The following is a 19,811-nucleotide window of genomic DNA, read 5'->3' on the forward strand; positions in this document are numbered from 1 at the left end:
CCAGTGGGCAACCCGGGGTGACCGTCCCTCCCATTTTTCATGCAGAGAGTCTAACGACCCTTGGAATACGAATCGATCAGTGCGATCGACGATCTTCGTCAATTCTGTGATGAACTGGCTGATGCGCCGATCATTGCCTTCGACACCGAGTTTGTTTCCGAAGACCGTTATCGACCCCAGTTGTGTTTGATTCAAGTCGCCGCCGGAGATCGATTGGCGATCATTGATCCCTTGGCGATGCACAGCACCGCCCCGTTCTGGGATCTGTTGGTCCAACCCGGCCGCACGGTGATCGCCCACGCGGCGCGGGAGGAGTGTCGGTTCTGTTACCAGTTCACCAATCAGCCGATCGCCGGGCTGTTCGATACGCAACTGGCAGCCGGATTCAGCGGCATGGAGTTCCCCATATCGCTCGGCAATCTGGTCAATCGGCTGACGGGCAAAACCCTTGCCAAGGGAGAGTCACGCACCAATTGGCGGCATCGTCCGCTCTCACGCGACCAACTGAACTATGCGTTGCAAGACGTGACGGACCTGGAAGCGATGTATTGGATGCAGCGTGAGGCGATCGAAAAGCTGAACCGCCACGCTTGGTTGGAAGAAGAAACCGAGATCCGTCAACAAAAAGTCATTCAACACGAAACGAGCGAAAACTGGCGGCGCGTCAGCGGATGCGCCGGGATGACGCCGCGACAACTGGAGATCATCCGCCACCTTTGGCGCTGGCGTGACCAGCGCGCCGCGACGCTCGATCGGCCGGTGCGACGCGTGATGCGTGACGATCTGATGGTCGAACTCGCCAAACGCGGATCGGCCGAGATCAAAAAGATCCGCAACATCCGGGGCATGGATTGGCGCGGGTATAGCGCACACTATGACGACATCTCGGCCGCGATCCAGGCGGCGCTTGAGGTTCCCGACGACCAACTGCCACGGCGAACCAGGAAATCACGCGGCGTCATCTCCCCGATGCTCAGCCAGTTCCTGTCGACCTCGATGGCCTGCATCAGTCGTCAGAATAAGCTCGCCCCGTCGATCGTCGGCAACGCCGACGACGTCAAGGAAGTGCTCGGTTTTGAACTGGATCCCAAAGAAGGCGACAAGATACCCTCGTTGTTGACCGGATGGCGCGGCGAGATTGTTGGAAAGACCTTTCGAAAGCTACTCAGCGGTCACGCGGCGATCCGTGTCGCGGACGTTCGCAAAGAACAGCCGCTGGAATTCGTCGAGCTGGATTGACTTGAACGAAGAAACGCCTCCCCACGAAGAAGCGCCGGACGATCTGTTGTTCGTCTGGGCCTGCGGTTTCGAGCTCGCCATCGGTCTGGCCGGACTGTTGCTCGCCTGGTTGCTCGGGGTCGACGCGCGTGCGTACTTGGGGCGGATCGACAAACTGGCGTGGAAGAGCGTCGCCATCGACTTGGGGATCGGCGCACTGGCATCGATCCCGATGTTGGTCGCGATTTCGCTGCTGATGAAAATTCGGCACGAATCGATCGACGCCCTCAAGCGACTCAGCGATGCACCGACGATGAAGGCGCTGTTGTCGCTGTCTCCGGCAGAGTTGTTGACGGTCAGCATCTGTGCGGGCATCGGTGAAGAGCTCGCCTTTCGCGGCTGCCTGTTGCCGTGGTTGACCGCGGTGCAGGACGCGACCGGCCAGATCGACAACCCCTTCCAGGTCGGGGATAGTTTTAGCGTGGCCGTGCCGGGGCTGCTCGCCGCGGCGGTCCTGGTCTCTTCGATCGGCTTCGGCCTGCTGCATCCGATCACCAAGCTCTACGTCTTCATCGCGTCCTTGATGGGCGTTTACTTTGCGGCGCTGATGATCGCCACCGACAGCTTGCTCGTCCCGATCGTCGCACACGCGGTCTACGACGCGGCGCAGTTCTTGATCGCCAAGCGTGAGATCGAGGCCGAGGAGGCGGCGGCGTAGCGCTATCACTTCGTTCACGGCGATGGCGAGGCGGAGCCTCGCGCGAAGACCGTTCCCAGGTGGAGCCCTACGCCGTGAACGAATTGTTAGCGGAAGGGCGCGAGCCCTCCGGTCTTTCACGGTATTTTTGAAGCGCAACCGGACGGCTCGCGCCGTTCCGCTAACACCTTTAGAGCCAGAGGACGTGACATTGGACGCAAGCCCAATGCCAAAAAATCGTTCACGGCGTAGGGCGAAGACCGGGAACGAGAGGGGCAATTAAACGTCCAGGTTCCGGACGTCGAGGGCGTGTTTTTCGATGAACTCGCGTCGTGGTTCGACTTTGTCGCCCATCAGCAGCCGGAACATTTCATCGGCCGCCCCGGCGTCTTTCATGTTGACCTTGATCAGCGTTCGGTTGGCCGGGTCGAGCGTCGTCTCGCGAAGCTCTTCGGCGTTCATTTCGCCCAGCCCCTTAAAGCGAGTCACTTGCAGCCCCTTTTCGCCGGCCGCCCGGACTTCGGGCAACAGGTCGCGCAGGTCGACCATCGGCCGCCGCGTGTCTTCGCCGCGGACCAATTCGAAGCGTGGCGTGGTCATACCGGTTCGGTCGGCCGGGATCAGGTCTTCCAGGGAGAACCCGAGTTCGGAGAGTTCTTTCAGCCCGCTGTTGATCGTTCGGACTTCGTGCAGTTCAGCCAGGTGGGCAATCGTCTTGGTCGGCTCGGTGCTGGCCTCTGGGGCTGACTCGGCCTCGCCGCCGGCGGCATCGGCCGCGGCATCGGCCGCCGCCTCGGTTTCTTCGGCGGCCGCCTCGTCATCCAGGACCAAGTTGTGCTCGTTGAGATGCGTCTCGACTTCATCGGTGCTGTGGAACCAGTGTTCTTCGTTGCCGTAGGTCAGCAACCACGACGGCAACTTGTTCTTGACCGGGTCGATCCGCACGGCGTGGACGCGGAGGCTGACGCCGCGACGCTCCAGGGCCACGATCGCATCTTCCATCGAGGCCAGCGAACCGCATAGCTTTCGCATGTCCTCGCCTTCGATCCGTCGCCCGTCTTCGGCTTCGAAGACGGTGTCGTTGAGACCGCGATCGAGCAACTGGCCCTTCATTTCTTCGTCGGTTTGGACGTAGTAGCGGCTGCGTCCGTGGGTGACGCGGAACAGCGGCGGCTGTGCGACATAGACGTGCCCGTCGGCAACCAATTGGTACATTTGGCGATAGAAAAAGCACAGCAGCAAGGTGCGGATATGGCTGCCGTCGACGTCGGCGTCAGTCATGATCACGATCTTGTTGTAGCGACGTTTGGAGATGTCTTGGTCGGCGCCGATGCCCGTTCCGATCGCTTGGATCATCGAACGGACTTCTTCGTTGGCCAGCACCTTGTCTTCGCGGCTCTTGTAGGCGTTGATGATCTTACCACGCAGCGGCAGAATCGCTTGGAAGTCGCGCATTCGCCCGCCTTCGGCCGAACCGCCTGCCGAATCACCTTCGACCAGGTACACTTCGCAGCGTTCCATCTGCTTGCTGATGCAATCCCGCAATTTGCCGGGCAATCCGCCACCGCCGAGCGCGTCTTTTCGTTTCCGCAGCAAGTCCTTGGCCTTGCGAGCCGCTTCGCGAGCTTCGGAGGCCAGCAGTCCCTTGCGGACGATGGACTTGGCGATGCGCGGGTTTTCTTCCAGGTACTTCGACAGCTGCTCGCCGACGCCGCCGTTGATGATGCCTTCGACTTCGCTGTTGCCGAGTTTGGTTTTCGTTTGGCCTTCGAACTGGGGATGTGGCACGCGAACGCTGATCACCGCCGTGATGCCTTCGCGGATGTCGTCCCCTCCCAGCGCGGTGTTCTTGAGCAGGTTTTCTTTTTTGCCGTAATTGTTCAGTGTCCGCGTCAGTGCCGAGCGAAATCCGGAGACGTGCGTTCCGCCTTCGATCGTGTGAATGTTGTTGACGTAGGACTGGACGTTTTCGGTGTATTCGGTGCTGTACTGCAGTGCGATTTCGAATTGGCAGCCGTCTTTTTCACCGACGATCGAAATCACATCGCTGTGCAGCGGGTCGCTGGCTCGGTTGAGGTGTTCGACGAATTCGGTGATCCCGCGTTCGTATTTAAAATCGCCGCCCTCGCCGTTGCGTTCGTCCAGGAACGTGATCCGCACACCGCTGTTGAGGAACGCGAGTTCTTGCAGGCGTTTGTAGAGCGTGTCGAAGTTGAATTTGGTGACCGAAAAGATCTGCGCATCGGCCTTGAAGGTGGTTCTGGTGCCCGTCTTGCTGGTCGTGCGGCCCTTTTTGACCGGCCCGGTCGCGACGCCTCGTTCGTATTCTTGGCTCCAGGTGAATCCGTCTCGGCTGACTTCGGCTTCGGCCCACTGGCTGAGGAAGTTGACGACGGTGACGCCGACGCCGTGCAGGCCGCCGGAGGTTTGGTAGGCGCCTTTTTCAAACTTGCCGCCGAACTTGAGGACCGTCATCACCCCCTCGAGCGTGCTGACTTCGCGATCCAGTTCGGCCGAAAGCTCTTGGTGCTTGGTCACCGGGATGCCGCGACCGTCGTCTTCGACCGTCACGCTGCCGTCGGTGTGGACGATCACGGAGACCTTGCTGGCAAAGCCCGCCATCGCTTCATCGATCGAATTGTCGACGACTTCGTAGACCAGGTGGTGCAGCCCTCGCGTCGCGGTGTCGCCGATATACATCCCCGGGCGCTTTCGGACGTGATCCAAGTCCGAAAGATGCTTCAGGTCTTCGTCGGTGTATTTCTGGTTCGCGGCGGGAATCGAGGAAACCGGCGCGTCGGGGCCGAGTTCCTGGGCGTCCATTTCTTCCTGGGAGCCTTTTTCCTGTGCGCCCTCATCGGGCGAGTCTGGGGCGTCAGATTCCGGGAGATCCGAAGAGGGGGCGTCGCTCATTGAGACCTGAAACGGGGCGTAAAAGTAGGCCGCATTTCGAGGGATGGTTCCCAATCCTGGTCATCCCAGAACCGCCTGCGGCAGAGTGCAGAATTCTACCATTTCTCGCCGACTTTCGCGAGGCGGTTGGATCTCTCCAAAGGCCGCAATTGGGGGCCTGATCGGACGCCGGTCGCCACCCGTCTGAGCCCTCTAAATTGTGGCAATTGCCTGGTTTTCCACTCGTTCGGGCTTCGTTCACGCGTTCTATCCTCTGGCTGCACGCTTCGTCGCTATCACCTTGTGGCGGCGAAGGTGTCCACAGCTCCGGCCGATCCAGTAAATTGCCGGAACTCGCACTCGAGCTCCAACGATCTTTTATGTCTCGCCCAGGCTTTCAGCGGCAAGACGACTGTCCGCAAGTAGCGAAATGAGCGATTCCGAGACTGTACGGTCCGGAAGTGAAGCCGCAAAAATCCAGTCCGAAGTGGACGCATCGCGGTCGATCGCAGCCGTGTTGGGAATGCCTGAGGCATTTTGGTTCGTTCGAGAAGTTGCTGCTTCGATCGTGTTTTTCGCCGCAGTCGGCAACGACGATTCGCCGTCGTCCACCTCCTGGTCTGGGAATGAGGAAAGTGCGGCGATCGGGGGAGGGCTGAGTACTACATCAATGTTGATGGTGCCGAGGGTGAGGTCCGATCCACCGCCGGTGCCTGTGTTGCCGCCGTCGTTGACCTTGATCGTAAGCAAGTCTTGGTTGTCGCCGAGCAGTCCGAACAGCGGCAACAGTAAAATGTTGGTCGGCGTATCGAAGTAGGTATTCAGTGCATCCACCGTGCCTGTCAATGAAACCGCATTTGTCCCGCTTCCCGTTGCCGTCACCCCTCCGCCAGTCAACACCGTCAGCGGGCTCAGCGACGATTCGATGGTGACACTCAATGTTCCACCTGCGGCGTCCACATCAACCAGTTCGATCGTCCCGATATCAAGGCCCGAGAGCAAACCGCTCACCACGTTCAAGTCTGAAGGGAGCGTACCGACGTTGACCGGATCATCGTTGACCGCCGAGATGTCCAGGTTGACCGATGCGAGGGTGACGTCGCTGCCGGCACCGCTGCCGGTGTTTCCGTTGTCGTTGACGGTCACGCTCAGCAGCGTCGCATCGTTGCCGGCGGCGTTGAGTGCGCCGAGAAAACTGATGTTGGTCGGGACGTCGAGGTAGTTGTTTAGCTCGGTCAATGTTCCGGTCAACGTCGCCGCTGAGGTCCCATTACCGGTCAGGACGACCGAGGGATCGACGACCAATTGCAACGTTCCGCTGGCGACGTTGACAGTGACGGTCAAATCGTTGGTCCCGGCGTCGACGTCCGCGATTTCAAGGCCGCTCAGGTTGAGCGAACTGAGCAGATCTTCGGTGACGCTCAGATCCGAAAGTGCGGATCCGATGTTGGTGGGGGCATCGTTGACGGCCGAGATGTCCAGGTTGACCGATGCGAGGGTGACGTCGCTGCCGCTGCCGCTACCGGTGTTTCCGTTGTCGTTGACGGTCACGCTCAGTAGCGTCGCGTCGTTGCCGGCGGCGTTGAGTGCGCCCAGGAAACTGATGTTGGTGGGGACGTCGAGGTAGTTGTTTAGCTCGGTCAATGTTCCGGTCAACGTCGCTGTGCCGGTTCCGTTACCAGTCAGGACGACCGAGGGATCGACGACCAATTGCAACGTTCCGCTGGCGACGCTGACAGTGACGGTCAAATCGTTGGTCCCGGCGTCGACGTCCGCGATTTCAAGGCCGCTCAGGTTGAGCGAACTGAGCAGATCTTCGGTGACGCTCAGATCCGAAAGTGCGGATCCGATGTTGGTGGGATCATCGTTGACCGCCGAGATGTCCACGTTGACTGATGCGAGGGTGACGTCGCTGCCGGTGCCGCTACCGGTGTTTCCGTTGTCGTTGACGGTCACGCTCAGTAGCGTCGCATCGTTGCCGGCGGCGTTGAGTGCGCCCAGGAAACTGATGTTGGTGGGGACGTCGAGGTAGTTGTTTAGCTCGGTCAATGTTCCGGTCAACGTCGCTGTGCCGGTTCCGTTACCGGTCAGGACGACGGAGGGATCGACGACCAATTGCAACGTTCCGCTGGCGACGCTGACAGTGACGGTCAAATCGTTGGTCCCGGCGTCGACATCCGCAATTTCAAGGCCGCTCAGGTTGAGCGAACTGAGCAGGTCTTCGGTGACGCTCAGATCCGAAAGTGCGGATCCGATGTTGGTGGGATCATCGTTGACCGCCGAGATGTCCAGGTTGACTGATGCGAGGGTGACGTCGCTGCCGCTGCCGCTACCGGTGTTTCCGTTGTCGTTGACGGTCACGCTCAGTAGCGTCGCATCGTTGCCGGCGGCGTTGAGTGCGCCCAGGAAACTGATGTTGGTGGGGACGTCGAGGTAGTTGTTTAGCTCGGTCAATGTTCCGGTCAACGTCGCTGTGCCGGTTCCGTTACCGGTCAGGACGACGGAGGGATCGACGACCAATTGCAACGTTCCGCTGGCGACGCTGACAGTGACGGTCAAATCGTTGGTCCCGGCGTCGACATCCGCAATTTCAAGGCCGCTCAGGTTGAGCGAACTGAGCAGGTCTTCGGTGACGCTCAGATCCGAAAGTGCGGATCCGATGTTGGTGGGATCATCGTTGACCGCCGAGATGTCCAGGTTGACTGATGCGAGGGTGACGTCGCTGCCGCTGCCGCTACCGGTGTTTCCGTTGTCGTTGACGGTCACGCTCAGTAGCGTCGCATCGTTGCCGGCGGCGTTGAGTGCGCCGAGGAAATTGATGTTGGTGGGGACGTCGAGGTAGTTGTTTAGCTCGGTCAATGTTCCGGTCAACGTCGCCGCTGAGGTCCCATTACCGGTCAGGACGACCGAGGGATCGACGACCAATTGCAACGTTCCGCTGGCGACGTTGACAGTGACGGTCAAATCGTTGGTCCCGGCGTCGACGTCCGCGATTTCAAGGCCGCTCAGGTTGAGCGAACTGAGCAGATCTTCGGTGACGCTCAGATCCGAAAGTGCGGATCCGATGTTGGTGGGGGCATCGTTGACGGCCGAGATGTCCAGGTTGACCGATGCGAGGGTGACGTCGCTGCCGCTGCCGCTACCGGTGTTTCCGTTGTCGTTGACGGTCACGCTCAGTAGCGTCGCGTCGTTGCCGGCGGCGTTGAGTGCGCCCAGGAAACTGATGTTGGTGGGGACGTCGAGGTAGTTGTTTAGCTCGGTCAATGTTCCGGTCAACGTCGCTGTGCCGGTTCCGTTACCAGTCAGGACGACCGAGGGATCGACGACCAATTGCAACGTTCCGCTGGCGACGCTGACAGTGACGGTCAAATCGTTGGTCCCGGCGTCGACGTCCGCGATTTCAAGGCCGCTCAGGTTGAGCGAACTGAGCAGATCTTCGGTGACGCTCAGATCCGAAAGTGCGGATCCGATGTTGGTGGGATCATCGTTGACCGCCGAGATGTCCACGTTGACTGATGCGAGGGTGACGTCGCTGCCGGCACCGCTGCCGGTGTTTCCGTTGTCGTTGACGGTCACGCTCAGTAGCGTCGCATCGTTGCCGGCGGCGTTGAGTGCGCCGAGGAAATTGATGTTGGTCGGGACGTCGAGGTAGTTGTTTAGCTCGGTCAATGTTCCGGTCAACGTCGCTGTGCCGGTTCCGTTACCGGTCAGGACGACCGAGGGATCGACGACCAATTGCAACGTTCCGCTGGCGACGTTGACAGTGACGGTCAAATCGTTGGTCCCGGCGTCGACGTCCGCGATTTCAAGGCCGCTCAGGTTGAGCGAACTGAGCAGATCTTCGGTGACGCTCAAGTCCGAAAGTGCGGATCCGATGTTGGTGGGGGCATCGTTGACGGCCGAGATGTCCAGGTTGACCGATGCGAGGGTGACGTCGCCTGCACCATCGTCGGCCGTCACACTTAATACGGTCGCGTCATTCCCGTTTGCGTTGAGCGTCCCCAAAAAACGGATGTTGGTTGAATTGTCGAGGTAGTTGTTGAGTTCGGACAGCGTTCCGATCAATGTTGCCGTTGCAGTTCCGTTGCCGGTCAGGTCTACCGACGGGTCGGCGATCAGTTGCAGTGTTCCGCTGGCGACGCTGACGGTGACAGTCAGGTCGTCCGTCCCGGCATCGTTGTCTGCGATTTCGAGTCCGCTGAGATTGAGTGAACTGAGAAAATCTTCGGTAACGTTGAGGTCGGAAATGATTGCCCCGGCGTTGAAGGGCGCGTCATTGACAGCGGCAATGTCCAGGTTGACCGATGCGAAGGTGACGTCGTTGCCTCCTCCGCTGCCGCCGTTTCCGTTGTCGTTGACGGTCACGCTGAGCAGGGTTGCATCGTTGCCTGAGACGTTTAGCGGTCCTAAGAAGCGGATGTTATTCGGGTTGTCGAGGTAACTGTTGAGTTCGGTTAGGGTGCCGGTCAACGTTGCCAGAGCGGTTCCGTTGCCGCTCAGGACCACCGACGGATCGACGGTCAATTGCAGCGTTCCGCTGGCGACGCTGAGGGTGACGGTCAGGTCGTTCGTCGCTGCGTCGACGTCAGCGATTTGCAAGCCGCTCAAGTTAAGCGGGCTGGCTAAGTCTTCGATGACGCTGAGGTCGGTGAGTGAAGATCCGATGTTAGTGGGGGCGTCGTTGATTGCAGCGATGTCCAGGTTGACCGATGCGAGGGTGACGTCGCTGCCTCCCCCGCTGCCCGTGTTTCCGTTGTCGTTGACGGTCACGCTGAGCAGGGTTGCATCGTTGCCCGCGGCGTTTAATGCTCCCACGAAACTGATGTTGGTCGGAATGTCGAGGTAGTTGTTGAGTTCGGTCAGGGTTCCGGTCAACGTTGCCGTTCCAGTTCCGTTTCCTGTCAGGACCAGCGACGGATCGACAACCAATTGCAGTGTCCCGTTGGCGACACTGACGGTGACGGTCAGATCGTCCGTTCCCACGTCGACGTCGGCGATTTGCAAGCCGCTCAGGTCAAGTGGGCTGAGCAAGTCTTCGGTGACGCTGAGGTCGGAGAGCAGTGTCCCAATATTGGTCGGTGCGTCGTTCACTGCTGAGATATCTAAGTTGACCGATGCAAGGGCGACGTCGTTGCCACCGCCATTGCCGGTGTTGCCCCCGTCGTTGATGGTAACGGTCAACAGGTCGGCATCGTCGCCGAATAAGTCTAATCCGCTCAGGTAGTTCAAGTTCAGCGGGTTATCCAAATACGAGTTGAGGTCATCGAGTGAACCGATCAAGGTGACGGTTCCGGTGCCGTTGCCGAGTACATCGATGGTGGGAACTCCAGAGACTTGGAGAAAACCATCTTCGACACTAAGAGTCAGTTGGTGATTGCTAACCGGTGCGTCTGAGTCGGCGATGTCTAAGGCACTTAAGTTGATCGGACTCAATGTGTCTTCGGTGACCGCAGCATCCGGAACGGTACTGCCGGCGTTGTACGGATCATCGTTGACCGGTGTGACGTTGACGATGAAATCAAAATCAACCGATGTCGCCCCGTCCTCTCCGCCGTCGGCCAGGTTGAGACGAACGAGATCGGACGACGTTTCGGAACCGTCGTGTCGATACGTGACGCGTCCGTTGTCGATGTCGTCCTGGGTGAATGAGTTGATCGGGATGAACGGAAAGGATGTGGCCTCGAAGTATCCGTTGGCGGGACCCGAAACGATGCTGTAGCGAATTTCAGCGCCTTCATCATCGGGGTCATCCTCGGCAAGTTCATCACGGCTCAATGTGACGCCTTCCCCTTCAGAGACCGTAATCGCGTTGTTCGTTGCCAGTACGGGAGGGTCGTTGACGGCACTGATCGTCACGTCGGCTGATCCGATGACCACGAGGTTGTCGGGATCGGACACCGCGGCCGTGATGGAGTCGATTCTTGTCCCAAAGAGATTTTCCGCCCCCAGATATTCAATGCGATTGGGCTGGTCAAGAAACGCGTTCAAACTGCTCGCCGTTCCAGAGAGAGTCAGCATGTTGGTTTCGCTGCCGCCGACCACAACGTTATTGGCGTTTACCGAAGCGAGCGTGCCTGAAGAAGCCGATAATCGAAGCGTCAGTGGGTCGTCGTCTTCGTCGACTAGCGTGAGGCTACTCCAGTCAATGAAGGATTGAACGTCTTCCGCGACAAAAAATTCGCTCGGCAATCCGCCGGCATTGCGAGGCAAATCGTTGGTGGGCTGGATCGTCAGATAGGCAACGGCTTTCGGACCGTCGGAGCTACCATCGTTGACCGTGAATTCGATGCGGCGCTGGTTGGTGGACGGGTTTTCGGAGGTGTTGTAGTAGCCGACGGCATCGATGGCTTGTTCGTAGGCGGAGAGGGATGCGGTGCCTCGGAGAACGATTCGCTGGGCGCTGGAGACGGAGTCCACCGCGATTCCAGGCGGAAGTGTTCCGGCGATCGTCAATCCTTCGTCGCTACCATCGGGCCGATCGGTGAGGAAAATCTCAGCCTCTTGGAGTTGGCTGTCGTCGCCGTCGCTAATACCGCTTTGATCAGAAAGCAAGCGGACGCCTGAGTTTTCTACAAAATTGAGATGCACGTCCGGCGTCGCGCCTTGAGAATTATCCGCGTCGAGCGTCAGGATCGGAGGGGGCCCGACCGATACCGAAATGTTTCGGCTTGCTTGCGGTCCGAAACCCTGTCCGTCATCGACCGAGAAGGAAACGGTTCGTTTTCCGGGCGTCGTTGAAGTGCTTACGTTCTGGTATTGAACGGATCTTAACGCGTCGACATAGTCCTCGATCGAAGCGTCCCCGTTCAAAGTAAGTATTCCGGAGACCGGGTCGAAGTTTCCTGCAATTCCGTTCTGCGCGGTGAATGTCAGTTCGTCTTCTCCGCCAACATAGAGCGAGGTGAACGCGATTGCGGCACCCTGGATCCTGATGTGGTCAGGGTCGAAGACGTCGATCGTTTGGCTCACCGTGATCGGCATCTCACCTGATTGGAATGTTAATTCGGTCGTTTCGAGCGAGATGACCTGGGCCAAGTCGTTGACGTCCGCGATACTGATCGTTGCAGTGCCCAACGTCGAGGTCGACTGGCCGTCGGATAACGAACCCTTCAATCGATCCGCTTCGGGGCCTGAGACATCTTCTGGCGGCACGTAGAGAATCTCGTTGGCGAGATCCAGGAACTCATTCACATCGGTGGGGCTTCCCGCGATCGATAGCTCAGTCGTCCCGCTGCCGTTGACGACGACGTTGGCCTGGGCATCAGACATCAGGACGCCGCCCGACGTTTCCAATGTCAGCGTTAAATCACTGTTTTCGGCATCGTAGAGTTCAATGGCGCTCAGGTCGATGTAAGCCGCTCCGTCTTCCGGGACATCAATCGTGCCCGGCCAGGCGCCTGTTCGCCCCGGGGGATCATTTAATTGCAGGATCACGATATTCACGGCCCCCGTCGCCGGCGGCGCACCGTCGCCGCCACCGTCAGAGAGCGAGACGGAAAACTGATCGACGATCGTTTCGGTTCCGTTGTGAACGTAGACCATTCGGAGATTGTCGACATCAGCCTGGGTGAACGTGGAGACTTGGACTCCGATCGCGTCGATGAATTCGAGTTGGCCGTTGGACGGCGTGTCGGTCACTTCATAGACGAGCTGATCGGCCGGTGTGTCCGGGTCCGAGCCGTCGAGCACCACCGCAGCCAAAGATGCTGTCCTGCCTTCACCCACCGTCACGATAGCGGACGTGTTCAGTGACGGCCCGTCATTCTTTCCGATTACTCGTAGATTTGCCGTGAACGTGGTGGTCGATCCCTCCGAGTCGACCACCACGTAATCGAATTGGTCATCCGCCAATTCGCCTGATTGCAATGCCAGAACGATTTCACTGGTCGATGCGTCATAGAGATAACTGCCATCGGCATACAGGGTCACGGTCGCGCCAAGAACGCTGGTCACGTTTCCGGGGATCACCGAAATCGGCCCGACGTGAATCTCCAACGCGATCGAAAACAATTCCGAGGGCGAATTGACGATCGGGCGATTGTCAGCGAGAAGGTTCACTTCGACAGCGGGCAGCTGAATGGCAGCATCCTGGGCGTTGTCTCGCACCAGGTCCTGTGCTGTCCCGATCACCCCGCCGTCGCTCTTCGGATGATCTACGAATACTTCTTGTACTTCGCCTCCGGCGGTCGGGCCAAAGATATCCGTTGTCCCGAGCCCGGAGAGATCGACAAAGTAGGTGTCGATCGCTAAGGGAAGTCGCACTTCAAGCATTTCAAACCGGTTGCGTCGAGATCGACAATTCCTCTTCCTACGCATCAAGATTCCTTTCTCGAGTGGATCTGCAATTAGAAGTCGCTTTGCGACGGGGTCGATCGAAGGCGTCAGCGCCCACGACTTTAATATTGAATGATTAAATCAGCGGCTAAAGTGAGTTGGTCCGCATCGGTTCGGTCGCCAAAGGCACGTACGCTTGGATCGCCCCCGGGAACGGTGCCGCTGCCGCGTGTGTTCGACCAATCCCAGCGGATTTCTGGGCGGAACAACACATTGGAGAAGAGCTCGGTTTGGCATCCCGCCGTCATACCAAAATAATCTCCGCCGTTAAGAACCAGGCCGCCCGGATCAAATTCGACCGGCGTCCCGATGCGGCTGTGGTCCGCGTCACGGAACCATTCAACTCGCAGAGAAGCTTGAGTACGATCCGATGCAGTCCAATGTAAATATTGTGCCAGTCCATACCATCGTGCCGCCCGAAAGCTGATTTGCGAGGTCGCGGGGTGAACAACAATGACCGCGTCCTGTTGCGATCCGGTAACCGCATCAACAACATATCGCAGTCGTCGATGCAGCGATCGACGATAAGTGACGTGGAACGATTTCCTGCTGCCGGTGATCGGTGCCGAATTCGTCAGTGCGTTGGTAAGGTCTTCGCCAACGTGTGCGAAGAATCTGAATTCCTGCTTGTCGGCCGCGTCGCGGAAGGCAACGCCGGGCAGTATCCCCCACTGGCTTGAGCTGCCGCGCCAATTGTCCCAGCCTTGGTTGTAACCGAGGAACCAGGTCGTCCTTGCCCCCGTTTGATAAGACGCCAGTGCGCCCGCTTGGGTGAAGGGGTTCGCATAAGCAAACGAGTAAGAATGCGAATACAGGGCGTTGGCGGGGGCCGCCAAACTTTCCGAACTGGTTAGTGAAAGAAATCGTCCCAGTTTCAGGGAAATCGGATGGCCCCAGAGTTCAGATCGCAATTCCAAGAACAGTTGCGGAAAACTGATTCCGTAATCGCTGTCCTCGGAATTGAATTTGCGCGTCCCGTCTTGATGGCGTTCTAACCCAGGCACCGTCAAGTACTGTGAATCATATCCGTAACTGGCATCGAGACCCGCGGTCACGTTCCAATCGTCGTCGTCGTTGTACAGGTTTGTTCGGGCATGAAGATAAGCTTGATGAAGGGCAAACTTATTTGCCAAGTCGTTGAAAACAACGGGACGGTTTAGTCCGTTGGACGGGCGATTGATGTTGCCCGTGAACCCTTGAGCAAACCAACCGCCCAATCGTAACGCCGGCCAATTCGGTAGCAGGTCTCCTGAATGATGATCGATGTCAGTGATCAACTTGATCGACTCCGGTGTCGCGTCGATGATTCGTCGGCTCGACGCAAGCGATGTTTGGAAGTCGGTGTCCGGTGAATGCTCCGTCACTGAGTCAGGGAAAGCCGCGGCGTCGTCTGATCCTGAAACCCTTTGTTCACGCGGCTCGAACAACCACGTCGCCAACTCCTCTTCTTCAAGGGTTCCGGTCTCAAGGGTTGCGGTCTCAAGGGTTGCGGTCTCAAGGGTTGCGGTCTCAAGGGTTGCGGTCTCAAGGGTTTCCGGAAACGAGAGAGGGTCGGCAGCGGGGAGATGCTCTAATGGGAGTTCGAAGACGGAGGAGAGTGGGGGCTCCCCTTGGGCCTGGAATGCACTCAATAGCACGAGCCCGATCATCAAAGTGAGCCGTGTGGGCCCGGTCAGCCCTGCGACCCCCTGCGCCGGTCTGCACGGGTTCGCCAAGGGGGCGTAAAGAACAATCACAATAAGTTCGGTTGCATTAAAGATAATGGAGTGACCGCACGCGTTGCGGCAGGGCCTTCATCGCAGAGCGCCGCGCGGCATCGCAATTGTGCATCTTACGCCCGTTAATATTTCGCTGTTATTATCTCGCCCCTCTTTTGTCGAGACTATAAGGATCTGTCATTTGAACACTGGTCGTCATCACACCTGGAACGGTCCGGCTGATCAATCCAGCGCGTCCAGCAGCGGGAGTTCGTCGGCGGCTTGCTCACACATGCCATCCTTGAAGTGTCTTCTACAGACTGATACATAACGTTCGTTCCCCCCGATTTGAATCTGCCGACCGTCCTTGATCGGATGCCCCGCGTCATCGATCCGCAACACCATGGTTGCCTTTCGTCCGCAATGGCAAATCGTTTTGATTTCGGTCAGGGTATCGGCCCAGGCCAGCAGCACCTCGCTTCCGGGGAACAAGTTGCCTTGGAAATCGGTCCTCAGTCCGTAGGCCATCACAGGCACATCGAGCTGGTCACACACGTCGCTCAATTGTTTGACCTGACGAGCCGTCAAGAATTGCGATTCATCGACAAGGACGCAGTGCAGTGTTTCACTGTCATGATGGTGACGCACCATTGACAGCAAGTTGTCGGCGATGTTGAAGGTGACGGCGTCGGCGGCCAGCCCGATCCGACTGGTGACTTTGCCGACCTGATCGCGGGTATCGATTTCGGGCAACAAGATCAACGTCTTCATCCCACGTTCCTGGTAGTTGTAGCTGCACTGCAACAGCGTTGTGGATTTCCCCGCGTTCATCGTTGAGTAGTAGAAATACAGTTTCGCCATGACTCCTGACCTCGATTTCGCTCGTTGCTCTGTCATCCAATGCGGCCGCGTCTTCGAAGCCGGCCGCAGATATTTTCCGGCCAAGACTTACGTCAAACCCGTCAATCCTTAGAATTTCGCTCTGCACGCGTCCGATACGCCGATTTCCCCCTTTTTCCTCGACCTCCTATGCCGCGATACAACCCCGCCGAAATCGAACCGCGATGGCAAGCCTATTGGGAAGAACATAAGACGTTCGCCACGCCCGAGAAACCGGGCCCCAAAAAACGCTACGTCTTGGATATGTTTCCCTACCCCAGCGGCGACGGGTTGCACGTCGGCCACCCGGAGGGCTACACCGCGACGGACATCGTTTGTCGTTATGCCCGCCTGTGTGGCGAAAGCGTTCTGCACCCGATGGGATTCGACGCCTTCGGGTTGCCGGCCGAAGAGCACGCCATCAAAACCGGCGAACACCCGCGAATCCAAACCCAACGCAATATCGATAACTTCACCCGGCAGTTGAAGATGCTCGGTTTCAGCTACGACTGGGATCGCGTGTTGGCAACGACCGACGAGGAATACTTTCGCTGGACCCAGTTTATCTTTTTGATACTGTTTGATACATGGTTTGACCATGACGCGCAGAAAGGTCGTCCGATCGCCGAACTGCCGATCCCCGATGAGATCCAAACGCAAGGCGAATCGGCGGTCGCCGACTACATCGACGCGCATCGATTGGCCTACCTGGACGACGCCCTGGTCAACTGGTGTCCCAAACTGGGGACCGTGCTGGCCAACGAAGAGGTCATCGACGGCAAGAGTGAACGTGGGGGGCATCCCGTCAAACGGATCCCGCTCCGCCAATGGATGTTGCGAATCACCGATTACTCCGAGCGGTTGCTGGACGGATTGGACGCGTTGGACTGGCCCGTCGGGATCAAAAAGTTGCAGTCGGATTGGATCGGGCGCAGCACCGGCGCCGAAGTCGACTTCTTCATCGGCGACGCCGGGGAATTTGACGCTTGGAAATCCCAGCGGGCCGGGGCTCCCCTGCCGGCCAGCCCCGGTGACGACGCGCTGCGCGTCTACACGACGCGTCCCGATACGCTGTTCGGTGCAACCTACATGGTGGTCTCGCCCGAGCACCCGATGTTGGATCGATTGACCACCGCAGAACAATCCGAAGCGGTCAAAGCGTACTGCGAGAAGGCGTCGTTCAAATCCGATCGTGAACGCACCGAGGGCGACCGCGAAAAGACCGGCGTGTTCACCGGCAGCCACGCGATCAATCCCGTCAACGGAACTCCGATCCCCGTCTGGGTCGCGGACTATGTGTTGGCCGGCTATGGAACCGGTGCGATCATGGCCGTCCCGGCGCACGACGAACGCGACTTTGAATTCGCGGTCAAGTACGAATTGCCCGTCATCGCCGTCGTCGACCCGCCCGCGGACGCCGAAAATCGCGACGACATCCTGGCCGGAAAAGCGTGTTTCGACGCGGTCGGAATCGCCATCAACAGCGGACCGATGAACGGCAAGTCGACCGCAGAGGTCAAACAGGAACTCACCGCCTCGCTGCAAGCGGACGGATTGGGCAAGGCCGCCGTCAATTACAAACTGCGCGACTGGTTGTTCAGCCGGCAACGCTTCTGGGGCGAACCCTTTCCGATCTTGCACGAACTCGATGACGACGGGAATCCGACCGGACGGATGCGCGGCGTCGACCCCGCTGAGCTGCCCGTGCGTTTGCCCGAACTGGAAGATTTTAAACCCCACGGTAAACCCGAGCCGCCGCTGGGCAAGGCCGATGACGATTGGTTGTATGTCCAAATCGACGGCAAACGTTATCGTCGCGAAACCAATACCATGCCCCAGTGGGCCGGGTCCTGCTGGTATTACCTGCGTTACATCGACCCCAAGAACGAGACGGCGCTGGTCGATCCGCAAAAACAGGCCGAGTGGATGCCGGTCGACTTGTACGTCGGTGGTGCCGAGCACGCCGTGTTGCACTTGTTGTACTCGCGGTTCTGGCACAAGGTGCTGTTCGATCGCGGTCACGTGTCAACGCCCGAACCCTTCGTCCGTTTGGTCAACCAGGGCATGATCCTGGGTGATGTCGAATACAGCGCCTTCTTTGACGAAGCCGGCAATCCGGTCTCCGCCGCCGAGGTGCGAAAGAGTCCCGATGGTGGGCGTCAATCGAAAGACGGTCGAGTCGTGGTGTCAAAGACGGTTCCCGAAGAGGACGTCGAAAAGAAGGGCGAAGGGTTTGTGCTGAAAGCCGATCCGGCGATCAAAGTCGACAGCCGCGCCCACAAGATGTCCAAAGCTCGCGGCAACGTGATCAATCCCGACGTCGTTGTCAGCGAGTACGGTGCCGACTCGCTGCGGTTGTACGAGATGTTCATGGGGCCACTGGAAGCGACCAAGCCTTGGTCCATGGCCGGCGTCGGCGGCGTCCGCAATTTCCTGGATCGCGTTTGGCGGATGATCGTCGACGATCAAGAGGATGACTACGTGTTGCAGTCGGCGCTCACCGAAGAGCCCTGCGACGAAGAACAGAACCGGATGCTCCACGCGACGATTAAAAAGGTCACCGAGGATACCGACTCGATGAGCTTTAACACTGCGATCGCGCGGATGATGGAGTTCACGAATTTCTTCACCCGCGCGGAAAAACGCCCGATCAGCGCGATGAAGTCGTTCCTGATTCTGCTGTCGCCCTACGCGCCTCACTTGTGCGAAGAGCTGTGGAAAATTCTCGGTCAAGACGGCGTGATCGCGCAGCAGACTTGGCCGAAGTGGGACGAGTCGGCGCTGGTGCAAAGTTCGATCGAAGTGCCGGTGCAGTTCAACGGCAAAGTCAAAACCAAGATTCACGTCTCGCCGGATGCGAAACCCGATCAGATGATCGAAGCCGCGCTGGCGGACGAACGGGTTCAATCGATGCTCGAGGGCAAGAACGTCGTCAAGAAGATCGCCGTCCCCGGACGGTTGGTGAATCTGGTGGTCAAGGGGTGACCGTCGGTCGTTCCGTGCATGACGGGTCGCAGGCACAACATGCCCTGCGACATCACAGGTCCAATTCGTCCAGCGAGTCGATCAGCCGATCGAGGTCGTCCTTGGGTTGGGCGGTCAGGTCTTGCTGGCGACGCTGAAGTTGCTCGTCGATTCCGACCGCGGTGCGACCGGCCAACAGCAACTGTTCGTCGCGTTCACGGGCCGCCGTCGCGATCGCATCGTCTCCGCCGTCGGGAGCGCCGAACAGCTTGGACAGGTCGATCTTAAACCCTTCGCTTCCGCCCGTTTCGGCACCCGCGATCGCCGGCGCCTTGTGCTGGGGAAAGATGATCGCGTTTTCGGGACAAACGCGGCTGCACGCAGGGCATCCCTTGCGACAATTATCGGGTTGTTCGACCAGGATCGTTTCGGCTGCGTCGACTCCATAGACGCCGAACAGGCAAAAGTCGACGCACTCCATGCAGTTGGTGCAACGGCTGAAATCGATCACCGGGTACCAGCGCCGCGCCGTCGTCTCTTCGACTTGCACGATCCGGCCGCCGACGATCGGCAGCGAGGTTTCATCGGGCGTCGCTGCGGGACCGGAATCGGCAGCACCGGAATCGGCGCTTGGTGCTTCGCCGAGCACCAACCGCTGGATTTCTTCGCTGAACCGATCCAGACTCTCTTCGGCCTTGAGGTCGATGCAGTGGATTTGTCGATCCGGCCGCGGAAACAGATCGGCGACGCGATCGACGTCGTTTTCCGATTGCTCGGCGGAGGGCTCTTCCTGGTCCTCGTCTTCTGGGTCGCCGATCGCCACCGGAACGAACTGGCCCCGAATACCGTTTCGGTCCAACACCCAGTGGGCGGCACGGGGGAAGATCCACGAGACGACGATCAGGTTGCCCTCGATTTCCGACAGCTTCTGCAGCGACTCCCCGCCCTTGGGCAAATCGTACAGGTGCGGGACGACGACCACGTCGGCGCCTTCGAGAGTCGAGGCCGCATCGGCGATCGATTGTTCCAAGGACCGTTTGGCGGGATTGCGGGATTGTCCGCGCGAAACCACCACCGTCCAGGTGGCGGTCTTGTTCGGATCGGCTTGAGAGCTGGGGGAAATCATCCGT

8 protein-coding genes are annotated in these 19,811 nt (G+C 58.8%); 3 read left to right on the forward strand and 5 right to left on the reverse strand.

Features of this window, described 5'->3' with window-relative positions; genetic code table 11:
• Window positions 1–60 precede the first annotated feature (60 nt).
• Together Enr13x_RS05760 and Enr13x_RS05765 are read left to right on the forward strand one after the other, a co-directional pair.
• Window positions 61–1,239, forward strand: coding sequence for a ribonuclease D (locus Enr13x_RS05760; protein WP_145385132.1), 1,179 nt, complete (start codon window positions 61–63; stop codon window positions 1,237–1,239).
• Between the two features lies 1 nt (window position 1,240).
• Entirely contained in the window at window positions 1,241–1,936 is a 696-nt protein-coding gene (locus Enr13x_RS05765) for a CPBP family intramembrane glutamic endopeptidase (RefSeq protein ID WP_145385133.1), read from the forward strand.
• 258 nt (window positions 1,937–2,194) lie between these two features.
• Here the strand turns inward: Enr13x_RS05765 and Enr13x_RS05770 are convergent, their stop codons facing one another.
• The 4 genes from Enr13x_RS05770 to Enr13x_RS05785 all read right to left on the reverse strand — a co-directional run bounded on the left by Enr13x_RS05770 (window position 2,195) and on the right by Enr13x_RS05785 (window position 15,699).
• Window positions 2,195–4,828 (reverse strand): DNA gyrase subunit B, encoded by a 2,634-nt coding sequence (locus tag Enr13x_RS05770; protein ID WP_145392137.1) that lies wholly within the window; start codon window positions 4,826–4,828, stop codon window positions 2,195–2,197.
• 357 nt (window positions 4,829–5,185) lie between these two features.
• Entirely contained in the window at window positions 5,186–13,069 is a 7,884-nt protein-coding gene (locus tag Enr13x_RS05775; protein WP_197455821.1) for a cadherin-like domain-containing protein, read from the reverse strand.
• Between the two features lie 134 nt (window positions 13,070–13,203).
• Window positions 13,204–14,505, reverse strand: a complete 1,302-nt coding sequence (locus Enr13x_RS05780; protein ID WP_197455822.1) for an outer membrane beta-barrel protein — start codon at window positions 14,503–14,505, stop codon at window positions 13,204–13,206.
• A 576-nt stretch (window positions 14,506–15,081) separates the two neighbouring features.
• Window positions 15,082–15,699, reverse strand: coding sequence for a thymidine kinase (locus tag Enr13x_RS05785; protein WP_145385136.1), 618 nt, complete (start codon window positions 15,697–15,699; stop codon window positions 15,082–15,084).
• Window positions 15,700–15,867: 168 nt separating this feature from the next.
• On the opposite strand from Enr13x_RS05785, the gene leuS reads away from it, so the two are divergent.
• Window positions 15,868–18,702, forward strand: coding sequence for a leucine--tRNA ligase (gene leuS, locus Enr13x_RS05790; RefSeq protein ID WP_145385137.1), 2,835 nt, complete (start codon window positions 15,868–15,870; stop codon window positions 18,700–18,702).
• Between the two features lie 52 nt (window positions 18,703–18,754).
• Here the strand turns inward: leuS and Enr13x_RS05795 are convergent, their stop codons facing one another.
• On the reverse strand, window positions 18,755–19,807 hold the full coding sequence (locus Enr13x_RS05795) for a 4Fe-4S dicluster domain-containing protein (RefSeq protein WP_145385138.1): 1,053 nt from the start codon (window positions 19,805–19,807) through the stop codon (window positions 18,755–18,757).
• Between the last annotated feature and the right edge of the window lie 4 nt (window positions 19,808–19,811).

Origin of the sequence: Stieleria neptunia, from assembly GCF_007754155.1 — a bacterium.
GTDB classification, from domain to species: domain Bacteria; phylum Planctomycetota; class Planctomycetia; order Pirellulales; family Pirellulaceae; genus Stieleria; species Stieleria neptunia.

Excerpts from the sequence above, each read along its gene's own strand:
- Enr13x_RS05770 (WP_145392137.1), bottom strand. The coding sequence starts at position 4,828 with ATGAGCGACGCCCCCTCTTCGGATCTCCCGGAATCTGACGCCCCAGAC.
- Enr13x_RS05785 (WP_145385136.1), bottom strand. The coding sequence starts at position 15,699 with ATGGCGAAACTGTATTTCTACTACTCAACGATGAACGCGGGGAAATCC.
- leuS (WP_145385137.1), top strand. The coding sequence starts at position 15,868 with ATGCCGCGATACAACCCCGCCGAAATCGAACCGCGATGGCAAGCCTAT.
- Enr13x_RS05795 (WP_145385138.1), bottom strand. The coding sequence starts at position 19,807 with ATGATTTCCCCCAGCTCTCAAGCCGATCCGAACAAGACCGCCACCTGG.